This window comes from Kribbella sp. CA-253562, from assembly GCF_050942265.1.
GTDB lineage: Bacteria > Actinomycetota > Actinomycetes > Propionibacteriales > Kribbellaceae > Kribbella.
The window spans coordinates 3,319,706-3,340,898 of record NZ_CP192049.1 but is presented as its reverse complement, the minus strand read 5'-3'; the positions used below and the strand labels follow the sequence as shown (position 1 = coordinate 3,340,898).

At 70.5% G+C, this 21,193-nt stretch carries 13 protein-coding genes; 4 read left to right on the top strand and 9 right to left on the bottom strand.

Annotated features, from left to right (window positions below; translation table 11 throughout):
* Positions 1-39: 39 nt before the first annotated feature.
* Positions 40-1,569, top strand: coding sequence for a fibronectin type III domain-containing protein (locus ACQPXM_RS15885; protein WP_432949238.1), 1,530 nt, complete (start codon positions 40-42; stop codon positions 1,567-1,569).
* Between the two features lie 7 nt (positions 1,570-1,576).
* Here ACQPXM_RS15885 and ACQPXM_RS15880 read toward each other — a convergent pair whose 3' ends face one another.
* Genes ACQPXM_RS15880 through ACQPXM_RS15860 form a run of 5 tightly spaced genes read right to left on the bottom strand, consistent with a single transcriptional unit; the run spans position 1,577 to position 7,212 of the window.
* Positions 1,577-2,884 (bottom strand): hypothetical protein, encoded by a 1,308-nt coding sequence (locus tag ACQPXM_RS15880; RefSeq protein WP_432949237.1) that lies wholly within the window; start codon positions 2,882-2,884, stop codon positions 1,577-1,579.
* On the bottom strand, positions 2,881-3,687 hold the full coding sequence (locus ACQPXM_RS15875) for a WecB/TagA/CpsF family glycosyltransferase (protein ID WP_432949235.1): 807 nt from the start codon (positions 3,685-3,687) through the stop codon (positions 2,881-2,883). Before ACQPXM_RS15875 ends, ACQPXM_RS15880 begins: the two co-directional genes overlap by 4 nt.
* Positions 3,684-4,673, bottom strand: a complete 990-nt coding sequence (gene gmd, locus ACQPXM_RS15870) for a GDP-mannose 4,6-dehydratase (protein ID WP_432949233.1) — start codon at positions 4,671-4,673, stop codon at positions 3,684-3,686. The genes ACQPXM_RS15875 and gmd overlap by 4 nt, the downstream gene beginning before the upstream one ends.
* On the bottom strand, positions 4,670-5,605 hold the full coding sequence (locus tag ACQPXM_RS15865; protein WP_432949231.1) for a GDP-L-fucose synthase family protein: 936 nt from the start codon (positions 5,603-5,605) through the stop codon (positions 4,670-4,672). The genes gmd and ACQPXM_RS15865 overlap by 4 nt, the downstream gene beginning before the upstream one ends.
* Positions 5,605-7,212 carry a sugar transferase gene (locus tag ACQPXM_RS15860; protein WP_432949229.1) on the bottom strand — a complete coding sequence of 536 codons (1,608 nt, stop codon included), beginning with the start codon at positions 7,210-7,212 and terminating at the stop codon, positions 5,605-5,607. Before ACQPXM_RS15860 ends, ACQPXM_RS15865 begins: the two co-directional genes overlap by 1 nt.
* 417 nt (positions 7,213-7,629) lie before the next feature.
* Between ACQPXM_RS15860 and cysC the strand changes: the two genes are divergently transcribed.
* From cysC to ACQPXM_RS15845, 3 genes are read left to right on the top strand one after another with little or no spacing between them, the layout of a single operon-like run.
* The gene (cysC, locus tag ACQPXM_RS15855; protein WP_432949227.1) at positions 7,630-8,946 is read left to right on the top strand and encodes an adenylyl-sulfate kinase; all 1,317 of its coding nucleotides are present in this window, start codon (positions 7,630-7,632) and stop codon (positions 8,944-8,946) included.
* 2 nt (positions 8,947-8,948) lie between these two features.
* Positions 8,949-9,923, top strand: coding sequence for a sulfite exporter TauE/SafE family protein (locus ACQPXM_RS15850; protein WP_432949225.1), 975 nt, complete (start codon positions 8,949-8,951; stop codon positions 9,921-9,923).
* Positions 9,920-10,999, top strand: a complete 1,080-nt coding sequence (locus tag ACQPXM_RS15845; protein WP_432949223.1) for a CDP-glycerol glycerophosphotransferase family protein — start codon at positions 9,920-9,922, stop codon at positions 10,997-10,999. Before ACQPXM_RS15850 ends, ACQPXM_RS15845 begins: the two co-directional genes overlap by 4 nt.
* 15 nt (positions 11,000-11,014) lie before the next feature.
* Here the strand turns inward: ACQPXM_RS15845 and ACQPXM_RS15840 are convergent, their stop codons facing one another.
* The 4 genes from ACQPXM_RS15840 to ACQPXM_RS15825 are packed head-to-tail and all read right to left on the bottom strand — an operon-like array spanning position 11,015 to position 20,954.
* The gene (locus ACQPXM_RS15840) at positions 11,015-11,833 is read right to left on the bottom strand and encodes a LamG domain-containing protein (RefSeq protein ID WP_432949221.1); all 819 of its coding nucleotides are present in this window, start codon (positions 11,831-11,833) and stop codon (positions 11,015-11,017) included.
* 55 nt (positions 11,834-11,888) lie between these two features.
* Positions 11,889-14,702: a PKD domain-containing protein gene (locus ACQPXM_RS15835; protein WP_432949219.1), complete on the bottom strand. Its 2,814-nt coding sequence runs from the start codon at positions 14,700-14,702 to the stop codon at positions 11,889-11,891.
* A gap of 26 nt (positions 14,703-14,728) precedes the next feature.
* Positions 14,729-17,557 (bottom strand): PKD domain-containing protein, encoded by a 2,829-nt coding sequence (locus ACQPXM_RS15830; protein WP_432949217.1) that lies wholly within the window; start codon positions 17,555-17,557, stop codon positions 14,729-14,731.
* Positions 17,558-17,597: 40 nt separating this feature from the next.
* The gene (locus ACQPXM_RS15825) at positions 17,598-20,954 is read right to left on the bottom strand and encodes a PKD domain-containing protein (protein WP_432949215.1); all 3,357 of its coding nucleotides are present in this window, start codon (positions 20,952-20,954) and stop codon (positions 17,598-17,600) included.
* Between the last annotated feature and the right edge of the window lie 239 nt (positions 20,955-21,193).

Here is a 21,193-nt window from a genome sequence, read left to right as displayed (position 1 = left end):
CTGGAAACAGACAGGCCCGCCCGCTTTCTGAGGACATCGATGAAGAAGTTAGTTCTGGTAGTAGTCACCGCCGCGGCCGTGCTGGCCGCGGCGCTGATCCCGGCCGGTCCGCCGGTGGTCGCCGCCGCGCCCGGGTTCGGTACGGCGGTCTCCGCGGTGAAACAGAGTTCCTGGCAGACCAACGCGCCGGTGAACGCGATCGCGATCGCAGGCAACAACGTGTTCGTCGGGGGCCTGTTCACCCGGGTCCGGCCGCCGGGCAAACCGGCCGGGCAGGGCGAGGCGGTGCGCACGTACCTGGCCTCGTTCAGCCGCACCAGCGGCAACGCCTCCAGCTTCGCGCCGAAGCTGAACGGTCCGGTGTGGAGCATCGCGACGTCGCTGGACCAGAAGTGGATCGTGGTCGGTGGGGACTTCACCACGGTCAACGGCCAGCCGCGCAACCGGATCGCGATGTTCAACGCCGCCACCGGCGCCCTGAGCAGCTTCCGGCCCTCGGTCAACTACCGGGTCAAGGCGGTCGCGATCTACGGCAACAGCGTCTTTTTCGGTGGGTCGTTCGGCCGGGTCTCCGGCGTGGAGCGCAACCGGCTGGCCGCGGTCGCGCTGAACAGCGGCGCACTGCTGCCGTGGAACCCGAACGCCGATGACGACGTCTACGCGATCGACGTCGCCGACAACGGCACCAAGGTGTACGCCGGCGGCCCGTTCACGACCGTCCGCGGCCAGCACCACAACACGCTGGTCGCGCTGAACAACAGCACCGGCATCCCGTACGCGATGCCGGCCGCGGCCTGGATCCCGGAGCCCACCAGCAAGTGCGTCACCCGGGTCAAGGACATCGACACCTACGGCTCGAAGGTGTTCGTCGCCAACGGCGGTGACGGCAGCGGCTGCTACGACGGCATCCTGGCCGCCGATGTTGCCACCGGCAAGCTGTTGTGGCAGAGCAAGTGCCTGGGCGCGACCGAGGCGGTCAAGGCGATCGGCAACTGGCTCTACAAGGGCTCGCACGCGCACAACTGCAGCCCGGACGACCCGAGCTACTTCAAGGACGGCTCCGGCACGCACTACCTGCTCGTGCACAGCGGGGTGACCGGCAAGCTCGGTCCCTGGTTCCCCAACACCGACGCCGACCCGAACAGCTCGACCAAGGTGGGTCCGCTGGCGATGGCCGCCACCGGCACCGACCTGTGGGTCGGCGGCGACTTCCTCAAGGTGAACGGGACCGGCCAGCAGGGCATCACCCGGTTCACCAACGCGATCGGCGGCGCCAAGGCACCTGCGCCGGCTGCCCCAGCGGCGAACAGCCCGGTCGCGAACAAGGTCGGGCTGTCCTTCCGGACCGTCGTCGACCCGGACAACATCACGCTGACCTACAAGGTCTACCAGGGCACCCGGCTGGTCGGGACCTGGAACCGCAACACCTACAAGTGGCAGGCCTCGCAGCTGGTCACCTACACCGACACGCGCGTGAAGAGCGGGCAGCAGGTCAACTACCGCGTCGAGGTCCTCGACGGGCACAACGTGGTCAAGTCCGCCACGTCGGCCACGGTGGTCGTGAAGTAACGAATCTCTAGAACCCGGACGTGGTGGGTCCCGCTTCGGCGGGCCCACCACGTTCTGCTTCACCCGCCGCGCGGTGGGCGGCAAGCGCTCGGTGGGCCTCGTGCCACCACAGGAGCAAGGTGAAGAAGGCCGCGGCGGCCAGGCCCCAGGCAGCTCCTCGCGCGCCGTTGAGGGCGGCGCCGGTGACGCCGGCGCTGATCAGCACGACCGACGAGATCAGCCGGACCCGCAGACCGCGCCCCGCGGCGGCCAGCGCGCGCATGATGGCGAAGGCGCCGGCGTTGGAGGCGCCGAGCGCCTGCAGCAGGATGACCGGGACCATGACCGCGCTGGCTTCGGCCCAAACGCCAGGACCGAGCAGGGCCCGGCCGATCGACTCAGGCAGCAACAGGAAGACCGCTCCCCAGGCCAACGCGCCCGCGCCGACTCCGGCCGAGATGACCAGGCCCACCCGCCACAACCGCCGGTACGAGTGTTTCAGCGCCCGAGCCGCCTCGGGTACGGCGACCGCGCGGATCCCCTGGTTCAGCACGTTCACCGGGCCGAGCAGCACCTGGGCGCCGCGGATGCCGGAGACGGCCGCGATCCCGGCGGCCGCGGTGATGCCGAGCATGTAGACCTGGATCGTGCCGCTCACCGCGAGCATCTCCCCGACGTACTTGGGGGTGAGGTCGCGGTTGGCCTTCAGCCAGTGCCTGACCAGCCGGAAGCGCGGCGTCAGACCGCTCTGGAACCGCCCGAACACCGCGGCGATCACCGCGCCCAGCCCCCAGCACAACGTCAGCGAGAATGCCGACGCCGCGCCGGTCAGGTAGAGCCCGCCGAACAGCACCGCCATCGCGATCAGCCAGACCAGGTCGTTGAGGAACGCCCGGCGACCGTCCCCCACGACGAAAAAGGCCCAGCGCCACGCGTCCTGCAGCAGCAGCCCGGGCATCGTCACCGCGAACGCGACCAGCACCCCGGGCGACGGTACGCCGGGGAACGCCGCGATCAGCAGCCCGACGACCAGCGCCGCGAGTCCGGCGAGCAGGGCGGTCGCCGTACTGGAGCGCACGGCCTTCTCCCAGCCCGGGGCGCGGGCACCGGAGTGCCGGACACCCAGCGGCTCGGTCGCGACCGCGCGGGAGACGTTGAGCGCGATCGTGTAGCCGCCGAAGGCGAGCGCGTAGACCCCGAAGTCCGCGACGCTGCTGCTGCGCGCGACGAGCACGCCGACGGCCAGGTTGCTCAGGCTGGACAGCCCCTGGTCCGCCAGTCCCCAGCCGGCGCGGCCCGCCGGTCCGGCGAGCTTGCTGAGCTTGGGGAGCTTCAAGAAACCGGCTTCGGCGGCCGCAGCACGATCCCGGCGACGAACCGCGGGATGCCGAGCAGGTAGCGCTTCCAGAGCCGGCGCGGTTCCTTGTAGAGCCGGTAGCTCCACTCCAGCCCGGCCTTCTGCATCCAGACCGGCGCCCGGTCCAGCCGCCCGGTGTGGAAGTCGAACGCCGCGCCGACGCCGATCAGGATCGCCGCGTCCAGCCGGTCGCGGTGCTCGGCCATCCAGCGCTCCTGCTTCGGCGCGCCGAGCCCGACCCAGACGATGTCCGGGCCGGCCGCGTTGATCTTCTCGACGATCTGCGCGTCCTCCTCGGGCGACAGCGCCCGGTACGGCGGGGAGTAGGTGCCCGCGACGAACAGCGAGGGGTGCTTGGCGACGAAGGTGTCCCGCAGCTGCTCGGCGACGCCGTCGGCGCCGCCGTAGAAGTACTGCGACCAGCCGCGCTCGGCCGCCTCGGCCATCACCCGCTCGATCAGGTCCGGCCCGCAGACCCGGGCCATCCGGTCGAACCCGGCCCGCTTGCCGGCCCAGACCAGCGGCATGCCGTCGGCCAGCGTCAGGCCGGAGGTGTTGTAGACCTCGGTGAGCTCAGCGTCGGCCCGGGCGTGCAGCAGCGCGTTCATGTCCGCCACACAGACCAGGTGCCGCTCACGGGCGGCGATCCACCCGGCGAACGTCTCGACGGTGTCGTCCATGTCGGTGACGCTGACATGGATCCCGAGCACGTCGACGCGCTGGTCCCAGCCGTTGCTCGCACCGCTGGTGCTGGTGGCCGTCTCCGTTTCTTCCACACTCATGCGTTCGCCTGCTCGGTCAGGGCCGCCAGGTCGGCGTCGACCATGATGCGCACCAGCTCGGGCACGTGCACCTGTGCCTTCCAGCCCAGCTCGGCCTGCGCCTTGGACGCGTCGCCGATCAGCGAGTCCACCTCGGTGGGGCGCTCGTAGCGCTGGTCGTGGTCGACGTGCGCCTCCCAGTCCAGGCCCGCGTGCTGGAACGACAGCTCGACGAAGTCCCGCACCGAGTACGACGTACCGGTGGCGACCACGTAGTCGCTCGGTTCGTCGTGCTGCAGCATCCGCCACATGCCCTCGACGTACTCCGGCGCGTAGCCCCAGTCCCGGCAGGCGTCCAGGTTGCCCAGGTACAGCCGCTTCTCCAGGCCGAGCTTGATCCGCGCCACCGCCCGGGTGATCTTGCGCGTCACGAACGTCTCGCCGCGCCGCGGGCTCTCGTGGTTGAACAGGATGCCGTTCACCGCGAACATGTCGTAGGCCTCGCGGTAGTTCCGCGTCATCCAGTACCCGTACAGCTTCGCCGCGCCGTACGGCGACCGCGGGTAGAACGGGGTCAGCTCGCTCTGCGGCGGCGGCGTCGCGCCGAACATCTCCGACGAGCTGGCCTGGTAGAACCGGCAGTCCAGCCCGATCATCCGGATCGCCTCGAGCAGCCGGGTCGTGCCCATCCCGGTGGTGTCACCGGTGTACTCCGGCTCGTCGAAACTCACCCGGACGTGGCTCTGCGCGGCCAGGTGGTAGACCTCGTCGGGCTGGATCGACGCCAGCAACGTGACCAGTCGCGAGCCGTCGGTCAGGTCGCCGTAGTGCAGGAACAGCCGCTTGTCCGGTTCGTGCGGATCGGTGTACAGGTGGTCGATCCGGCGGGTGTTGAACGTGCTGGCGCGACGGATCAGGCCGTGCACCTCGTACCCCTTGGCGAGCAGCAGCTCGGCCAGGTAGGACCCGTCCTGACCGGTGATCCCGGTGATGAACGCCTTCTTCATGCCTGCTGCTCCAGATACCAGGCGTAGGTGGCGGCCACACCCTCGTCGAGATCGATGGACGGCTTCCAGCCCAGAGCCCGCAGCCGGCTCACGTCGAGCAGCTTGCGGGGGGTGCCGTCCGGCTTGGTCAGATCGTTGCTGATGGCACCGGTATAGCCGACCACCTGCGCGACCAGCTCGGCCAGCTCGCGGATCGTCACGTCGGTGCCGACACCGACGTTGATCGGCTCCGGCTCGTCGTAGTGGTCGAGCAGGTGCACGCACGCGTCGGCCAGGTCGTCCACGTGCAGGAACTCGCGCCGCGGCGTCCCGCTGCCCCACAGCACCACCTCGGGCGCCTGGGACACCTTCGCCTCGTGGAACCGGCGGATCAGCGCGGGCAGCACGTGCGAGCTGGCCGGGTCGAAGTTGTCGTTCGGTCCGTACAGGTTGGTCGGCATCGCGGAGATCCAGGACAGCCCGTACTGGCGGCGCACGGCCTGGACCTGCATGATGCCGGCGATCTTGGCGATCGCGTACGCGTCGTTGGTCGGCTCGAGCTCACCGGTGAGCAGGCTGGACTCGCGGATCGGCTGGTCGGCGTACTTGGGGTAGATGCACGACGAGCCGAGGAACAGCAGCCGCGGCACCCGGACCTCCAGCGCCGCGTCCATCAGGTTGACCTGGATCCGCAGGTTGTCGCTGAGGAACTCGGTCGGGTGGTCGCGGTTGGCCAGGATGCCGCCCACCCGGGCGGCCGCGTCGATCACCACGGCCGGGCGGTGCTCGGCCAGGAACGCCGTCGTCGCCGCGCGGTCGCGCAGGTCGAGCTCGGCGGAGGTCGCGCCGATCAGCTGACTGAACCCGGCCTGCTCCAACCGGCGCCAGATCGCCGATCCGACGAGTCCGCGGTGCCCCGCGACGTAGACCGGCGACCGGGGGTCGATCGTCATCAATAAGCTCCTGAACCGTAGAACACCGCGCGCAGCGTCTTCCAGAGGATGAGCAGGTCCAGCGTCATCGACCAGTTGTCGACGTAGCGCAGGTCGAGCCGGACCGATTCGTCCCAGGACAGATCACTGCGACCGCTCACCTGCCACAACCCTGTCATGCCTGGTTTGACCAGCATCCGGCGGGAGTCGTCGGCGGCGTAGAGGGCGACCTCCTCGGCCAGCGGTGGCCGCGGCCCGACCAGCGACATCTCGCCACGCAGCACATTGAACAGCTGCGGCAGCTCGTCGAGGGAGAACCGGCGGATCCACCGGCCGAGCGGGGTCATCCGCGGGTCGTCGCGCATCTTGAAGACCACGCCGTTGCCGTCGCTCAACGCGTAGAGGTCACCGAGCCGCTGCTCGGCGTCGGCGTACATGCTGCGGAACTTCAGCATCGTGAACTCCGCGCCCGCGCGGCCGACCCGTCGCTGGTGGAACAGCACCGGGCCGCGGCTGGACACCTTCACGGCCAGCGCCAGACCGATCAGCAGCGGTGCGAGTCCGACGATGATGGCCAGGGCGACGACGCGATCGAAGACCGCCTTGAACAGGTGCGGACCGCCGCTGACCGACGGCCGCTCCAAGTGCAGCAACGACAACCCGGCCACCGGGCGGATCGAGATCCGCGGACCCGCCACCTCGATGATGCCCGGCGACACGATCAACTCGACACCACGCTGCTCCAGCGCCCACGACAGTCGCCGCAACGACTGACCCGCCAGCTCCGGATCCGTCGCGACCGCCACCACCTCCACGGCATGCCGGTCCACCGCGGCCAGGATGTCGGCCTCGTCCAGCTCGTCGGGCCGCAGCGGCCCGGTCTGGCGGCCGGTCCCCCGCGGCCGGCAGGTCGCGACCACCCGGTACCCGTCGGAGGGACGGCTCTCGAGGTGCTCGCACAGTGTCGCGGCCGGATCGGTGCGGCCGACCACAAGCACCCGGTGCATGCAGCGGCCGCGCAGGCGATGCCGGTGCAGGTCCTTGCGCAGTGCGTACCGCAGCACCAGCGCGGCCAGCACGGTCACCGGAATCGCCAGGACGACGAACCCGCGGGCGATCTCGCTCTTCGTCGCGTACGACAGGATCGCGATCGCGGCGGTCAGGCCGACACCGGCGCGCAACAGTGACCGAAGCTCTTCCGGGCCGGCGCCGTAGTACCGCGCGTCGTAGCCCTTCGACAACGCCACCGCGGTCACCCAGGCCAGCGGCAGCAGACTGCTGATCACCAGGTAGGCGCCGCCCACCTCGTAGCCGAACCTGGTCAGCAGCGCGATCGAGATCCCGATCACGGCGGCCAGCAGGTCTCCGCCGAGGGCGGCCCAGCGGTAGACGCCGATCCAGCGCGGCTCGGTCGACCGCGACGACCGCGGAACGATCGCGGGCACCTCGTGGGGAACGACCCAGAGCGGTCCCGAACCGTCGATCCCACTCGGCTCGACCGCGACCGTGGCCATCGAGCCCTGCACCACCGCGGTCCGCACCGGGCCCTGGGACGACAATGTCTGCTCCGGCAGCATCCCGGCGATCGGAACGCCCGCGGGCGCGGCCTCGCGTGGCTCCGCGGGCACGCGATTGCCTCCGCTCACACCGGCCCCTCGTCTCAAGCTGCCCCATGGCAGCTGTGCACCCCGCCGTCGGGCAGTTTGCAGGGCTGCTGACGGACGTGTCAATTCGCCACGCCATACAGCCCGTAGCCGAGCGGGAACGCACAGTCTACAGAAATCGGGTCGGTCACGCCGGAGGCTGTGGACTGCTGGCGCCGGGGCACGGAATAGGCGAGACTGGCCCCGGTGACCTTGTGTCACCGGGGGGAAGTCAGGGGACGGCCGACCGGCGACAGAGTCCGGGCCGGTTTTCACAGCTGGGGGGCTGTTGTGCTGGAAGACGTCAGACACGCATCGCTGCCCGCGGACCGCGAACCACCGCCGATCCGTGCGGATCGGCCTGCGCGGGCGGGGATGCCGGTGATCTGCCCAGGTGAGCGAGTGCTGGCCGATCTGTGCCTGGCCGGGTACGGGATCGGTGTGCCGTTCGCCGTTCTGGGTGACGACGTCGTGGGTGAGCCACCGTCGCCGGGGCGGGTGCGGATTCCCGCGACCGTGGACGAAACCGCCCGCGCGCTGGCCGCCGGAGCGGTGACGATCGCGGACAGCGAGTCCACGCCGGTCGCCGGGCTGACCGACCTGGTCGCGCCCGAGTCGGGTGGCTGGATCGAGGGACGCCTGGTCGACGTCGAGCCGCTCGGGTTCCCGGCGCGATCGGGGCCCGGGCGCGTGGTTGTCGTGCCGCAGCGGCCGGTCACGTCGCCGGATCTGCGGGAGCTCGACGAACACGGGATCGACGACGTCGTCGTGGTGCTGCCGGCCGCCGGCGCGACGCCGGACGGCGTACCGGCGACCACGTTGCGTGACTGCCTCGGTCAGGCTCTGCGGGAGCACTTCGCCTCGATCGCTTTGCCGGTGAGTTGGCGTGGCAACGCGTCGGATGAGGCGCTGGCTTCGGCTGTTGCCATCGGCCTCGACGCCACTCGACTGCTGAGGCTGCGGCCCGCGGCGGAAACCCGCGGTGGCGAACACCGCGCCGGGGACGAGGTGTGGGCGGAGGCGCTGCACCGCGTGCAGGAGGCGACCGACGCCGCTGCGCACGTCGACGACCCGGTGCTGGATCAGGTCCTGCCGACGCTGACCCGCTGGCGGCCGCCGCGGCGGGAGCGCGGACTGGTCGTCTTCTTCACCGGATTGTCGGGTTCGGGCAAGTCGACGCTGGCCAAGGCACTCACCGAGCAGTTGACCAGCCGGGCCGGTCGCGCCGTCACGTTGCTCGACGGCGACGTCGTCCGGCGGATGCTGTCGTCAGGCCTCGGGTTCGACCGGGCCGGCCGCGACCTCAACGTGCGCCGCATCGGTTTCGTCGCCGCCGAGGTGGCCCGGCACGGCGGCATCGCCGTCTGCGCACCGATCGCGCCTTACGCCGACAGCCGGGCGGCCGTCCGCTCGATGGTCGAGGCAGTCGGCGACCTGGTGCTCGTGCACGTGGCGACCCCGTTGGCCGAGTGCGAGCGGCGCGACACCAAGGGCCTGTACCGCAAGGCCAGGGCCGGCGTGGTCACGCAGTTCACCGGCATCAGCGACCCGTACGACGAACCGCACGACGCCGAACTGCGCCTGGACACCTCCTCGGTCTCGCTGGCCGAGTCGCTCGCCGAGCTCACCGGGTATCTCGCCGCGGGCGGCTGGATCCCCTCGGCGCAGCCCGATCCCACGCCAGGACCGGCACCGGCCGGTCCGGTCACCGGCGGCTGACCATGGACTTCGCACTCGCGGCTGCCGCGTTCGGCGTCGGGGTGGTGGTCGGGCTGACCGGAATGGGCGGCGGCGCGCTGATGACGCCCGTGCTCGTCCTGTTCTTCGGCGTCCCGCCGCTGACCGCCGTGTCCAGCGACCTGGTGGCCAGTGCGGTGATGAAGCCGGTCGGCGCGGCCGTCCATCTGCGCCGCGGCACCGTGCACCTCAAACTGGTCGGCTGGTTGTGCGTCGGCTCGATCCCGGCCGCGTTCGCCGGCGTTCTGATCGCACGTTCGCTCGGCGACGGTGAGGACGTCCAGCAGATCATCCAGCGCGCACTCGGGATCGCGCTGCTGATCGCCGCGGCGGGCCTCACCGTGCGGGCCTACATCCGGCTGGCCGAGCGGGCGCGCAAGCGGGACGGTCTGCTGCCTCCACTCCCCCAGGGCCGGCCGCGCGTCAGTGCCCGTCCGCTGCCGACCGTGCTGGTCGGAGTGATCGGCGGGCTCGTCGTCGGGATGACCTCGGTCGGCTCCGGCTCACTGGTCATCATCGCGCTGATGGCCCTCTACCCAGGTCTCAAGGCGAGCGAGCTGGTCGGTACCGATCTGCTCCAGGCCGTTCCACTGGTGGCGTCGGCCGCTCTCGGTCACCTGCTGTTCGGCGACTTCGAGCTCGACCTCACCGTGGCCATGCTGGTCGGCTGCGTCCCCGGCGTCTGGCTCGGCGCGCGGATCTCGTCGCGGGCTCCTGGTGGGCTGATCCGGCGCGCCTTGGCTTTCGTGCTGCTGGCGTCCGCGCTGAAGCTGCTCGGCGTACCGAACGCGGAGACCGGAGCGGTCCTGGCCGGTACGGCGCTGATCGCGCCGCCGCTGTGGATGCTGATCCGCCGCCGGCACGGCTTTCCCTTGCTGGCCAGGCGGTCCCGGCCCGGCGAGCAGTCCGACGATCCAGCGGACCGGGTCCGCGAACAATCAGGAGGGAGCCGGCGATGAGCCGCGAGACGGTGGTTTTCGAGAGCTGGCGAGGCAAGTACTCCGACAGCCCGCGGGCGGTGTCGGAGCGGCTCGGCGAGCTGCGGCCCGACCTGCGCCGGATCTGGGTCGTGTCGGACACCGACGTCCAGCTGCCCGACGATGTCGAACGCGTGGTCCGCAACACCCCGGCGTACTTCCTCCGGATCGCCTCGGCGCGGTACTTCCTGTCCAACGACATGATGCCGCGCTACCCGCTGAAGACCCGGCGGACGACCTACTTGCAACTGTGGCACGGTACGCCGCTGAAACGGATCGGCTTCGACGTGCCCGACGCCAAGTACGACGGCGCGGACGTCTACTCACGCCGGCTGGCCAAGGACGTGCGCCGGTGGGACCACCTGGTCTCCCCGAACCACTTCTCCACCGCCAAGCTGCGGCAGGCGTTCCGCTATCCCGGCTCGGTGCTGGAGATCGGCTACCCGCGCAACGACGTGCTGTCCGGGCCGAACGCGGACGACCTGCGGGAGAAGGTCCGGGCCGAGCTCGGACTGGCGCCGTCGACCCGGGCCGTGCTCTACACGCCGACCTGGCGCGACGACGCGCTGACCGGCTCCGCCAAGCCGAACCCGCTGGCCGCCGAGGTCGAGCAGGTGCTCGGCGGTCTGCCCGACGACACCGTCCTGCTGTTCCGGTTCCATCACCTGGTCGCGGCGTCCTCGCCGGTGCCCCGGCACCCGCGGGTGATCGACGTGAGCGACCACCCGGACATCCAGGCGCTGTACCTGGCCGCGGACGTGATGATCACCGACTACTCGTCGACGATGTTCGACTTCGCCGTGACCGGCCGGCCGATGATCTTCTACACCTACGACCTGGCCGACTACCGCGACGAGTTGCGTGGCTTCTACTTCGACCTGGAGGACGAGGCACCGGGTCCGTTGGTGACGACGGCGGAGGAACTCACCGCGGCGCTGGCCGACGCCGACGGGCTGCGCCGCCGGTACGGCCCGGCGTACGAGGCCTTCCGGCGACGGTACTGCCACCTGGACGACGGCCGGGCCACCGACCGGCTGATCGAGGAGGTCTTCAGCTGATCGGCGTCGGCGGCGTCAGCTGCGCAGGTAGCTGACGTTGTCGATCCGGCCGTTGAACTGGTCGGTGGACGAGCGCACGATCTCGCCGTCCTCGCCGATCTTGGCGCCGATCGCGAGCGGTTCGGAGCCGATCAGGTCGAGCGAGCCGATCGCCCCGGTCTTGCTCACCGTGGCCGGCGCGGAGCCGGTGGTCAGGTCGGTGACCGTGAGCGTCACGGTGTTGTCCAGCCGGTGACAGGACAGCCGGTACCAGCGGGCCGGGTTGAGGGCCGGCTTGGACTTCACCACCACCGACCCGTCGGTGCCGCGCACCACGCAGGACGGGCGGGCCCGGTCGACCTGGATCTTGAACTGCGCCGAGTCGGCGAACAGCCCGCGCTGCAGCACGTTGTCGCCGTTGTCGACCGGGCTGCCGCTGGAGTTGCCGTCGAGCCGGACGTCGGCGCCGAAGGTGAACTCCGACGATCCCGGCGACAGCCACTCCTCCGGCTCGACCCGCAGCGCCGCGAACGACCCCTTCTCGGTGCCCGCGTAGGCCGGCAGCCGCAGCGCGACGCCGCCGTCGCGACCGGCCTCGTACGCCGTCGTCGGCTTGTTCACGCTGAGCAGATCGATCGTGGCCACCGCGGCGCCGTCGCCGCGGATCTCCCGCCCGGCCGCCGGACCCGGCCGCTGGTCGTCGAACGTCAGCAGCAGTTGCGGCTGTGGCGGCGGATCGGTCGCGCCGCCCTGGTCGGCGCCCACGTCGCCCGCGGCCGATCCACAGGCAGCGGTCAGCAGCAGCGCGAGCGTCGCCGCACCGGCCATGGCCCTGCCCTTCTTCGTTGTCCCCATTGTTGTCATGGGCACCATCAGCCTCCCGACCCCAGCGTAGTGCGTGCCGGCCGGATCATCGCGGACTCAGCAGCAGGGTCCACATGTTCGCCGTCGAATTGGAACTGCTGGCCGTCGCGGTCAGCCCGCCCTGCGCTCCGGTCGGCACCGCCGCGCCGCGGTCGGTGAGCAGGGTCGAGATGTGGCCGCTCGGCGAGCCGAACGACGTACTGCGCACCTGCTCGCCCGCGGGTGCGGTCCACGCGGTGGTGGCCGACGACTTGTCCGCCCAGTACGACACCCGCCAGGCGCCCGGCACGCTGTTGGTGACCACCGGCGTGGTGTGCGCCGCCCGGGTCACCGTCTCGTTGGCGGACTCGAACGCGGCGACCGGTCCGGCCGAACTCGTGCCCGAGTACGCCGCGACCGTCAGCCCGGCCTTGCTGTACGACGCCAGGTTCACCGACACGGTCTGGCCCGCGTCGTTGGCCCCGGCAACCTTCTGCCAGACCCTGGTCACGTAGCCCGACCCGGTCACCGTCCGCAGCAACGACCAGCCGGTGACCCCCGTCGGTCCGGTCAGCGCCGCGGTGGTGTTCTGGGTGAAGAACAGCAGCAACCCGTCCCCGGCGCTGGTGGTCGGCGGCACGGTCACCGAGTGCGTCAGCGCGTTCTGGTTCGACGCGTTCGCCCCGACGAACTCGATCGGGTTGGCCACGTCGGAGACCGCCAGCGGCCGGCTGTCCGTTCCGGTGGCCGACTCGTTGTCGGTCACCGTCAGCGTCACGGTGTAGGAACCCGGCGCGGCGTACGAGTGCACCGGGGACGGTCCGGTCGCGGTGGTGCCGTCGCCGAAGTCCCACGCGTACGACGTGATGCTGCCGTCGGGGTCGTTCGAGCCGAGACCGGAGAACTCGCACTCGAGCAGGTCGCAGCTCCCGGTCCAGGCGGCCGACGGGCGGATGTTCGGCACCGGCCCGGTCCCGGCGAGCAGGAACGTGCCCTGCGACCGCCAGTCCTGGCCGTCGATGCCCGGTCCGCTGGTCACCACCGCGGTGCCCGCGACCGGGACGTTGCCGGCGAAGTTGACCCGGTGCAGGTTGCCGTCCCCGCTGGTGGCCCAGTAGAGCTGGTTGCCGGACAGGAACATACCCGACACCTGGTTCCAGCTCACGCCCGTGATATTGCCCGCAGCAACGAATCGGGTGGCGCCGACGATCTGGCTCTCCGGCGTGAAGTACCGGTAGAACAGCGACGACTGGCCAGCCACCGTGTAGAACAGCCGGCCGTTGGCGAAGAACATGCCCGTCACGTTGCGCAGGTCGGTGGCGAACGCGGTCAGCCCGCGCAGGTTCACGGTGCTCGCCGGGCCGAATGTGCTGCCGTTGAAGCTGCGCCGGGTGAGCGTGCCCTCGGCCGTCCCGGTGTAGAGCAAGCCGTCGATCATCACCGCGCCGCGGGCTCCGGCGAAACTCGTCGCGCCGGAGTTCACCGGGGTGGCCGGGCCGGCCGTCGTTCCGTCGTACGAGCGGACCGTGGTGGTGCTGCCGAGCCGGTAGACCGGACCGGGCAGCTGGCCGGTGTAACCCGGCGGCGGAGTGAGCGGTGAGTTCGGGAACAGCGCGAGGCGGCCGTGGAACTCGAAGTTCTGGCCGGTCCGGTCGGTGTCGCTGCCCATCAGCAGTCCGCCCGGGACCGACGTCAGGTCGAAGACACCGACCCCGCGGGTCCGGGTCGGGTTCCACGAGTACGGCAGGCCGTTGAGCGGGTCCAGCGCGGCCAGGCCCTCGCGGGAGACCGCGCCGGCGCCGGCGGAGTTGCTGCCGAACGGGTTGTTCACCCAGCGCTGGTGCCCACCGATGTAGACCGCGACGCCGGTGATGCCGACGCTCCACAACGTGTCGCCGCCGGTGTAGTTGACCCACGACGGCTGCAGGTTGCTGCCGACCGCCTCGGTCTCCCAGCGCGACGCCGAGTCGCAGAGCCGGTTCATCGGCGTACCGCCGGTGGTCACGACGACGAAGTACGCGCCGTCGGGCGAGATGTCGATGTCGTGCACGTAGGTCCAGAACTGGTCGGAGCAGTCGGGCTCGAAGCGTGCGGTGTGCCAGTTGCGCACGCTCGCCGCCGGACCGGACAGGTCGAGCATCGCGATCTGCACACGCCGCTGGCCGCCGACCAGGGAGAAGTTGCCGATCGCCACCAGCTTGCTGCCGTCCGGGGTGATGTCGAACTTGTCGACCTGCAGTTCGGCGCCGCGGACCGGGGCGGCGAACGGGACGTTCAGGAACGGGTCGACCGCACCGGTGTCGGGGTTCACCGCCGCGAGCACGGACCGGGCCTGGCCGCCGACCGCGGTGAACAGGCCACCGAGGTACAGCCGGCCGCCCGACAACTTGATGTCGTAGACCTGCCGGTTGACGCTCGGACGGAACGTGGTGACCAGGCTGCCGTTGGCCAGGTTGACCCGGGCGAGGCGGGGCTGGCTGGTGCCGTTCACGGTGGTGAAGCTGCCGCCGAGATACACCGACTGGCCGTCGGCACTCGCCACCAGGGTGTCCACCGACCCGTTGACGGTCGGCAGGAAGGTGCTGTCGAGAGCACCGGTCGTCGCGTTGTAGGCGAAGATCGACCGGCGGCTGATCTGCGCCGAGCTGGTCGCGGACCGGATCGTGGTGAAGGTGCCGCCGACGATCACCCGGTTGCCGACCTGGATCAGCGCGTGCACCTCACCGTTGAGGGCGTGCGGCGTCCAGTCGACCGGGTCCGCGCTCACGATCGTTGACTGTGGCAGCTGTACGGCGTCCGCGGCCCGCTCGGTCCCGATGGTCAGGACCGAGGCGAGCAGGGCAAGCAGGACAACGACCAACGGCGTGCGGCGTAGCGCCATGCGATTCCCCCTGAAACACACGGTCGTCACGGTGCCGGTGCCACCACGACGCTGAACATCAGTGCCCGCGCGGAGGCCGAGTCGGCCGTCGCGGTGAGACCGCCGAGCGTGCCCGGCCCGAACGGTCCGCTGTCGCCGGTCAGCGAGGTGATCCGCCCCGAGCCGCTGCCGGTCGTCGCGGACCGGACGGTCAGCCCGGCCGGCGGCGTCAGGGCGGTCGTGGCCGACGACTTCTCGCCCCAGTAGCTGACCAGCCGAGCCCCGGTCACCGTCGACGAGACCGGCGGCGTGGTGTGAGTGTTCTGGACGAGCGTCTCGCTGCCCGCGGCGGCGGCCGCCACCGGTGTGGTCCCGGAGACCCCGGAGTAGACAACCAGCGTCGCGTTGGCCTTGGTGAGGCTGGACGTGGTGACGCCGACCGTCGTGCCGGCGTCGGACGCGGTGGCCGTCCGGCGCCAGACCCGGGCGTTCTGGTTGGTCGAGCTCGCGGTCTGGACCTGCGTCCAGCCGGCCGGCGGCGTGACCGTCGGCGCCGGGTCGTTGTCGGCGAAGAAGAGCAGCATCAGCGCACCCGCCGGCGTCGCGGCCGGCACGGTGACGTTGAACGCGGTGCTGTTCAGGTTGACCGCGCTCGCGCCCACGAACGTCACCGGACTGGTGCCGCCCGCGGTGACCGTGACGTCCTGCGTCCGCTGTCCGGTACCGCCGCTGTTGTCGGTCACCGTCAGCGTGACCGTGTAGGTGCCGGCGGCGGCGTACTGGTGCGTCGGGTTCGCGGCGGTCGAGGTCGCGCCGTCGCCGAACGACCACTGGTACGACTGGATCGTGCCGTCCGGGTCGGTCGAGCCGGCCGAGGAGTACGTGCAGTCGAGGTTGCTGCAGCTGATCCCCGCTTGGGCGACCGGCACCTGGTTCGGCGGCGCGGCCACACCCTGGAACAGGAACAGCGCCCGTGCCCGCCACTCACCGGTGGACACCGTGGACGAGGATCCAGTCGGTACGCCGGTCGCCTGCGACCAGCCCGCGCGGCGCAGGTCGCCGTCCAGCGAGCTGGCCCAGTAGAAGCCGGTCGGCGTGACGAACATGCCGTTCACCTGCGAGAAGTTCACGCCGGCGACGTTGCCGGTCGCGGTGTAGCGGGCCGCGCCCACCACGCCGCTCTCCGGCGTGAAGTACCGGTAGTAGAGGTTCGACTGGCCGGCCAGCGTGTAGTAGATCCGCCCGGTGTCGAAGAACAGGCCGGTCATCTGCGCGACCTCGCCGTGCCAGGTCGTCATGTTCACCAGCAGGTCCCCGGTGTTGATCGCGGTCGGCGTGCCGAACGTGCTGCCGTTGTAGGTCCGTCGGTTGAACGAGCCGTCCGACCAGCCGGCGTACAGGACGCCGTTCAGCATGAAGGCGCCGCGGCTGGTGGTCCCCCAGGTCAGGCCGCCGTTCGGCACCGAGGCCGGCGCGCCGAAGGTGGTGCCGTCGTACGCCGTGCGGGTGATTGTGTCGGCGACCGGGCTGCGCGGTCCCGCGAGGTACAGGTTGTTCGGCAGCGTTGGCGTGTTGTTGGGCGGGATCACACTGCCGCCGGCGAGCGGGAAGAACGCGATCTTGGCGTGGTACTCGAAATTGCCGATCCGGTCGGTGTCCGAGCCGACCCACAGCCCGGCCGACGTCGCGAGCAGGTCGAACACACCGACCCCGCGATCCCGCGTCGGGTTCCACGACAGCGGCAGACCGTTGACCGGGTCGAGCGCCGCGATGCCCGGACGCGCGACCGCACCCTGACCGGCGCGGTCGCCGGCGAACGGGTTGTTCTGCCAGCGCTGGTGCCCGCCGAGGTACACCGCCGTTCCGGTGACCGCCACGGCGTAGAGGGTGTCACCTCCGGTGTTGTTGAGCCAGTAGTAGCTCAGCCCGCTGCCCCGGGCGCTGGTGTTGAAGCGCGCCGCCGAGTCGCACGCGGTCCCGGCGCCGCCGTACGCGCCGGTCGTGCTGATGACGAAGTACGAGCCGTCCGGCGAGAAGTCCAGGTCGCGCATGTAGGTCTGGAAGGAACTGGAGCAGGCGGTGTTGTAGAAATTCGTCTGCCAGTTCTCGACCGCCGCGGCCGCCCCGGTCAGGTTCAGCATGAACACCTGGTGGTGCTTGACGCCCTGGATCGTGTCGAAGTTGCCGATGGCAACCAGCTGGCTTCCGTCCGGCGTGACGTCGAGCTTGATCACGGTGGTGTTGCCGCCGTTGTGCACGCCGGCGATCGCCAGCGACATGTACGGGTCCCACGCGCCGGTGGTCGCGTTCACCGTCGCCAGCGCCGGCTGCAACCGGCCCGCGACGTGGGTGAAGGTGCCGGCCAGCCACAACCGGTTGCCGACCAGGCGCATGTCCTTGACCCGCCCGGACAGAGCGGGCGGGACGAACGTCGCCACCCGCGCGCCGGTGAACGCGTTGATCCGGGCCGTGCTGACCGACGACACTCCCCCGACGGTGTTGAACGAGCCACCGAGGTAGACGGTCGAGCCGTCGCCGGACGGCAGGATCGTGGTGACCTCGCCGTCGGGGTTCGGCGCGAACGTGGTGCTGATCGCGCCGGTGGTCGCGTCGAACGCGGCCAGGTTGCGCCGGGCCAGCACCGGTCCGCCGGAGGCGGCCTGGATCTGGGTGAACAGACCACCGATCAGGATGGTGTTGCCGACCTGGACGATGGACTTGACCGACCCGTCCAGCACGTTCGGTGTGAAGTTGGCCGGGTCGGCGCTGACCACCCGGTCCTGTGGCACCTGGACCGCCGACGCGCCGTACACCGGGACCAGCCAGGCGGTGACCGCCACGACCATCGCCAGCAAAACCGAACAACTCTTCCGCACGATTCTCCTCCCCAGCAGAGCTTCTTCGATGGTGATCGGATCAGCTCGGTGCCAGGACCACGCTGAACATGAGCGCCCGCGCGCTGGCCGAGTCCGCGGTCGCGGTCAGCCCTCCCACGGTGCCCGGGACGACCGGGTCGTTGCTGTCGACGGCCAGTGCGGTGATCCGGCCGGAGCCGGCGCCGGTGCTGTTGGCCCGGGTGGTGGTGCCGGCCGGCGGGGTGAGCGTCGTGGTCAGTGACGACTTCTCCGCCCAGTAGCTGACCAGCTTGCCGCCCACCGTCGACGTGGTCAGGGTCGGCGTGGTGTGCGCCGCCTGGCTGATCGTCTCGCTGCCGGTGGCCGATCCCGCGATCGGGTCGGCCGCCGTACCGCGGTACGCGAGCAGCGTCGCGTCGGCCTTGGTGAGCGCCGACGTCACCACCTGCACGGTGCTGCCGGCGTCGGCAGCGGTCGCCGTACGGCGCCACAGCCGGCCCACCTGGTTGGTCGACGCCACCGACTGCACGAGCGTCCAGCCGGCCGGACCGGTGACGGCCGGGCCCGGGTCGTTGTCGGCGAAGAACAGCAGCAGCGCGTCGCCCGCGGTGACCGCGCTCGGCACGGTCAGCGAGAAGCTCGCGGCGTTGCCGTTCACCCGGCTGGAGCCGACGAAGTCGATCGTCCGGGCCGGGTCGACGACCGCCACGGACCGCGTGGTGGAGGCAGTCGCGCCGTCGTTGTCGGTCACCGTCAGGGTGATCGTGTAGGTACCCGCCGCCGCGTAGGTGTGCGACGCGGTGGCCCCGGTGCCGGTCCCGCCGTCACCGAAGGTCCACGCGTAGCCGGTGATGCTGCCGTCCGGATCCGCCGACGCCGCCGCGTCGGTGCCACAGACCAGGTCGGTGCAGTCGGTGGTGAAGCTCGCCGTCGGGCCCTGGTTCACCCGCGTCACCGTGACCGGGTGCGACGTCGTCTTCGTGCCGCCCTCGTTGTCGGTCACCGTCAGGGTCACCGTGTAGGTGCCACTCGCGGCGTACGTGTGCGACGCGGTGGCGCCGGTGCCGGTGGCGGAGTCACCGAAGTTCCAGGCGTAGCTGGTGATCGGGCCGTCCGGATCGGACGACGCGGAGCCGTCGAAGGCACAGGTCAGGCTGTCGCAGGTCTCCCCGAAGGTTGCTGTCGGCAACGTGTTCACGTGGGTCACGACGACGTTCTGCACCTTGCTCGCGGTGCCGCCCCGGTTGTCGGTGACGGTCAGTCCGACCGAGTAGGTGCCGGCCGCGGCGTACCGGTGCGCCGGGTTGGCGTCCGTGCTGGTGGTCCCGTCGCCGAAGGTCCACGCGTACGACGCGATCGTGCCGTCGGGATCGGCGGAGCCGGCCGACGAGTAGGAGCAGTTCAAGTCCGTGCAGCTGACTGCCGCCTGGGCGGTGGGCAGCTGGTTGGGCCCCTGCCCGGTCGGGTCCTGGTAGAGGAACAGCGTGCGGGCGCGCCAGTCGATGCCGGTCGACAACGTCTGCGCGGTGCCGGCCACCGGGATCCCGGTCGCCGGGTTCCAGGTCATCTTGCGCAGCGTGCCGTCGGTGGACTGGGCCCAGTACAGCGTGGTGCCGGCCAGGAACATGCCGTTCACCTGGGAGAAGTTGAGCCCGGTCAGGTTGCCGGTCGCGGTGAACACGTTCGCGCCGACCACACCGCTTTCCGGCGTGAAGTACCGGTAGTACAGGTTCGACTGGCCCGAGCGGGTGTAGTAGATCCGGCCGGAGTCGAAGAACATGCCGGTGATGTTCTGCACCTCGCCGTGCCAGGTGGACATGTTCGTGATCAGGTCACCGGTGTTGACCGGCGTGGCGGCGCCGAGCGTGGTGCCGTCGAAGCTGCGCTTGTCGAACGTGCCGTTGGACCAGCCGGCGTACAGCTGGCCGTTGAGCATGAAGGCGCCACGGTTGTTGCCCCAGGTGAGGCCGCCGTTCGGCACCGAGCCGACGGCGGTCGCGGTGGTCCCGTTGAACGAGGACCGGCCCAGCGTGTTGTCCCAGGTGACGAACAGGATGTTCTGGTTGCGGCGGCCCGCGATGTAGAGGTTGTTCGGCAGCGTCGGCGTGTTGTTCGGCGCGATCGTGGCGCCGCCGGCGAGCGGGAAGAACGCGATCTTGGCGTGGTACTCGAAATTGCCGATCCGGTCGGTGTCCGAGCCGACCCACAGTCCGGCCGGGGTGGCGAGCAGGTCGAAGACCCCGACCCCGCGCTCACGCGTCGGGTTCCACGACAGCGGCAGGCCGTTGACCGGGTCGAGCGCCGCGATGCCCGGGCGGGACACCGCGCCCTGGCCGGCAGTGTCACCGCTGAACGGGTTGTTCTGCCAGCGGGCGTGCCCGCCGGTGTAGACGACCGAACCGGTGATCGCGACCGCGTAGGTGGTGTCACCGCCGGTGTTGTTGATCCACTTCGCCTTCAGGTCGGTGCCGCGGGCGCTGGTGTTCCACCGCGCGGTGGAGTCGCAGGCGGCCAGCGAACCGCCGTACGCGCCGGTGGTGGAGATGACGAAGTACGAGCCGTCGGGTGAGATGTCGAGGTCGCGCATGTAGGTCTGGAACGAGCTCGAGCAGGCGGTGTTGTAGTAGTTCGTCTGCCAGTTCTCCACCGTCGCGGTCGGCCCGGTCAGGTTCAGCATGAACACCTGGTGGTGCTTGCTGCCCTGGATCGTGTCGAAGTTGCCGATCGCGACCAGGTTGCTGCCGTCCGGGGTGATGTCGATCTTCAGCACGGTGGTGACCCCGCCGTTGTGCAGGCCGGCGATCTGCAGCGTCATGTACGGGTCGTAGTCACCGGTGGCCGGGTCGACCGTGGCCAGACCGGCCTGCGGGTGTCCCTCGATCGTGGTGAACAGACCGGCCAGCCACAGCCGGCCGTTCGACAGCCGCAGGTCCCTGACCCGGCCGTCGATCCGCGGGAAGTGGAAGCCGGACACCCGGGTGCCGGTGGTGACGTCGATCTTGGCGACGCTCGGCGAGCCGCCGCCGCTGATGTTGTTGAAGTAGCCCGCCACGAACGCGTTCACGCCGTCACCGGCGGGAATGATCGTGGTCACCTCGCCGTCGGGGTTCGGTGCGAAGGAGGCGTCGATCTCGCCGGTGGTCGCGTTGAACGCCGCCAGGTTGGTCCGCGCGTACGTCGTGGCGCCGTCGCGGGACTGGACCTGGGTGAACTCACCGCCGATCAGGATCCGGTTGCCGAACTGCTGGATGGTCTTGACCGACCCGTCCAGCACGTTGGGCGTCCAGTTCGCCGGGTCGTCGGTGACGACCCGGTCCTGGGTCACCTGCACGGCCGACGCCGACGGGCCCAGCACGACCAGGCTTCCGGTCAGCGCCGTCAGCAACGCCAGGAGCACACAGAAATAGGACTTGCGCACGTTGTTCCTCCCCCGCCCCGCAGCGCACTGGAACGGCGATGCGGGACAACCACCCCTTGCCTGGCGCACCCCCCAGCGGCCAGGTCCCCTTGAACGGACAGTAAACACCTTCGGGACGGTTGCCGCAGTAGCTCGGCCGCAAATCGCCGGGCCGGGCGTGGATCGGGCCGCCGAAGTGAACCCGAGGCCACCCGGCCGGCACTCTGAGTGACCGGATCCGGGGCTGCCGACCCGTCGCC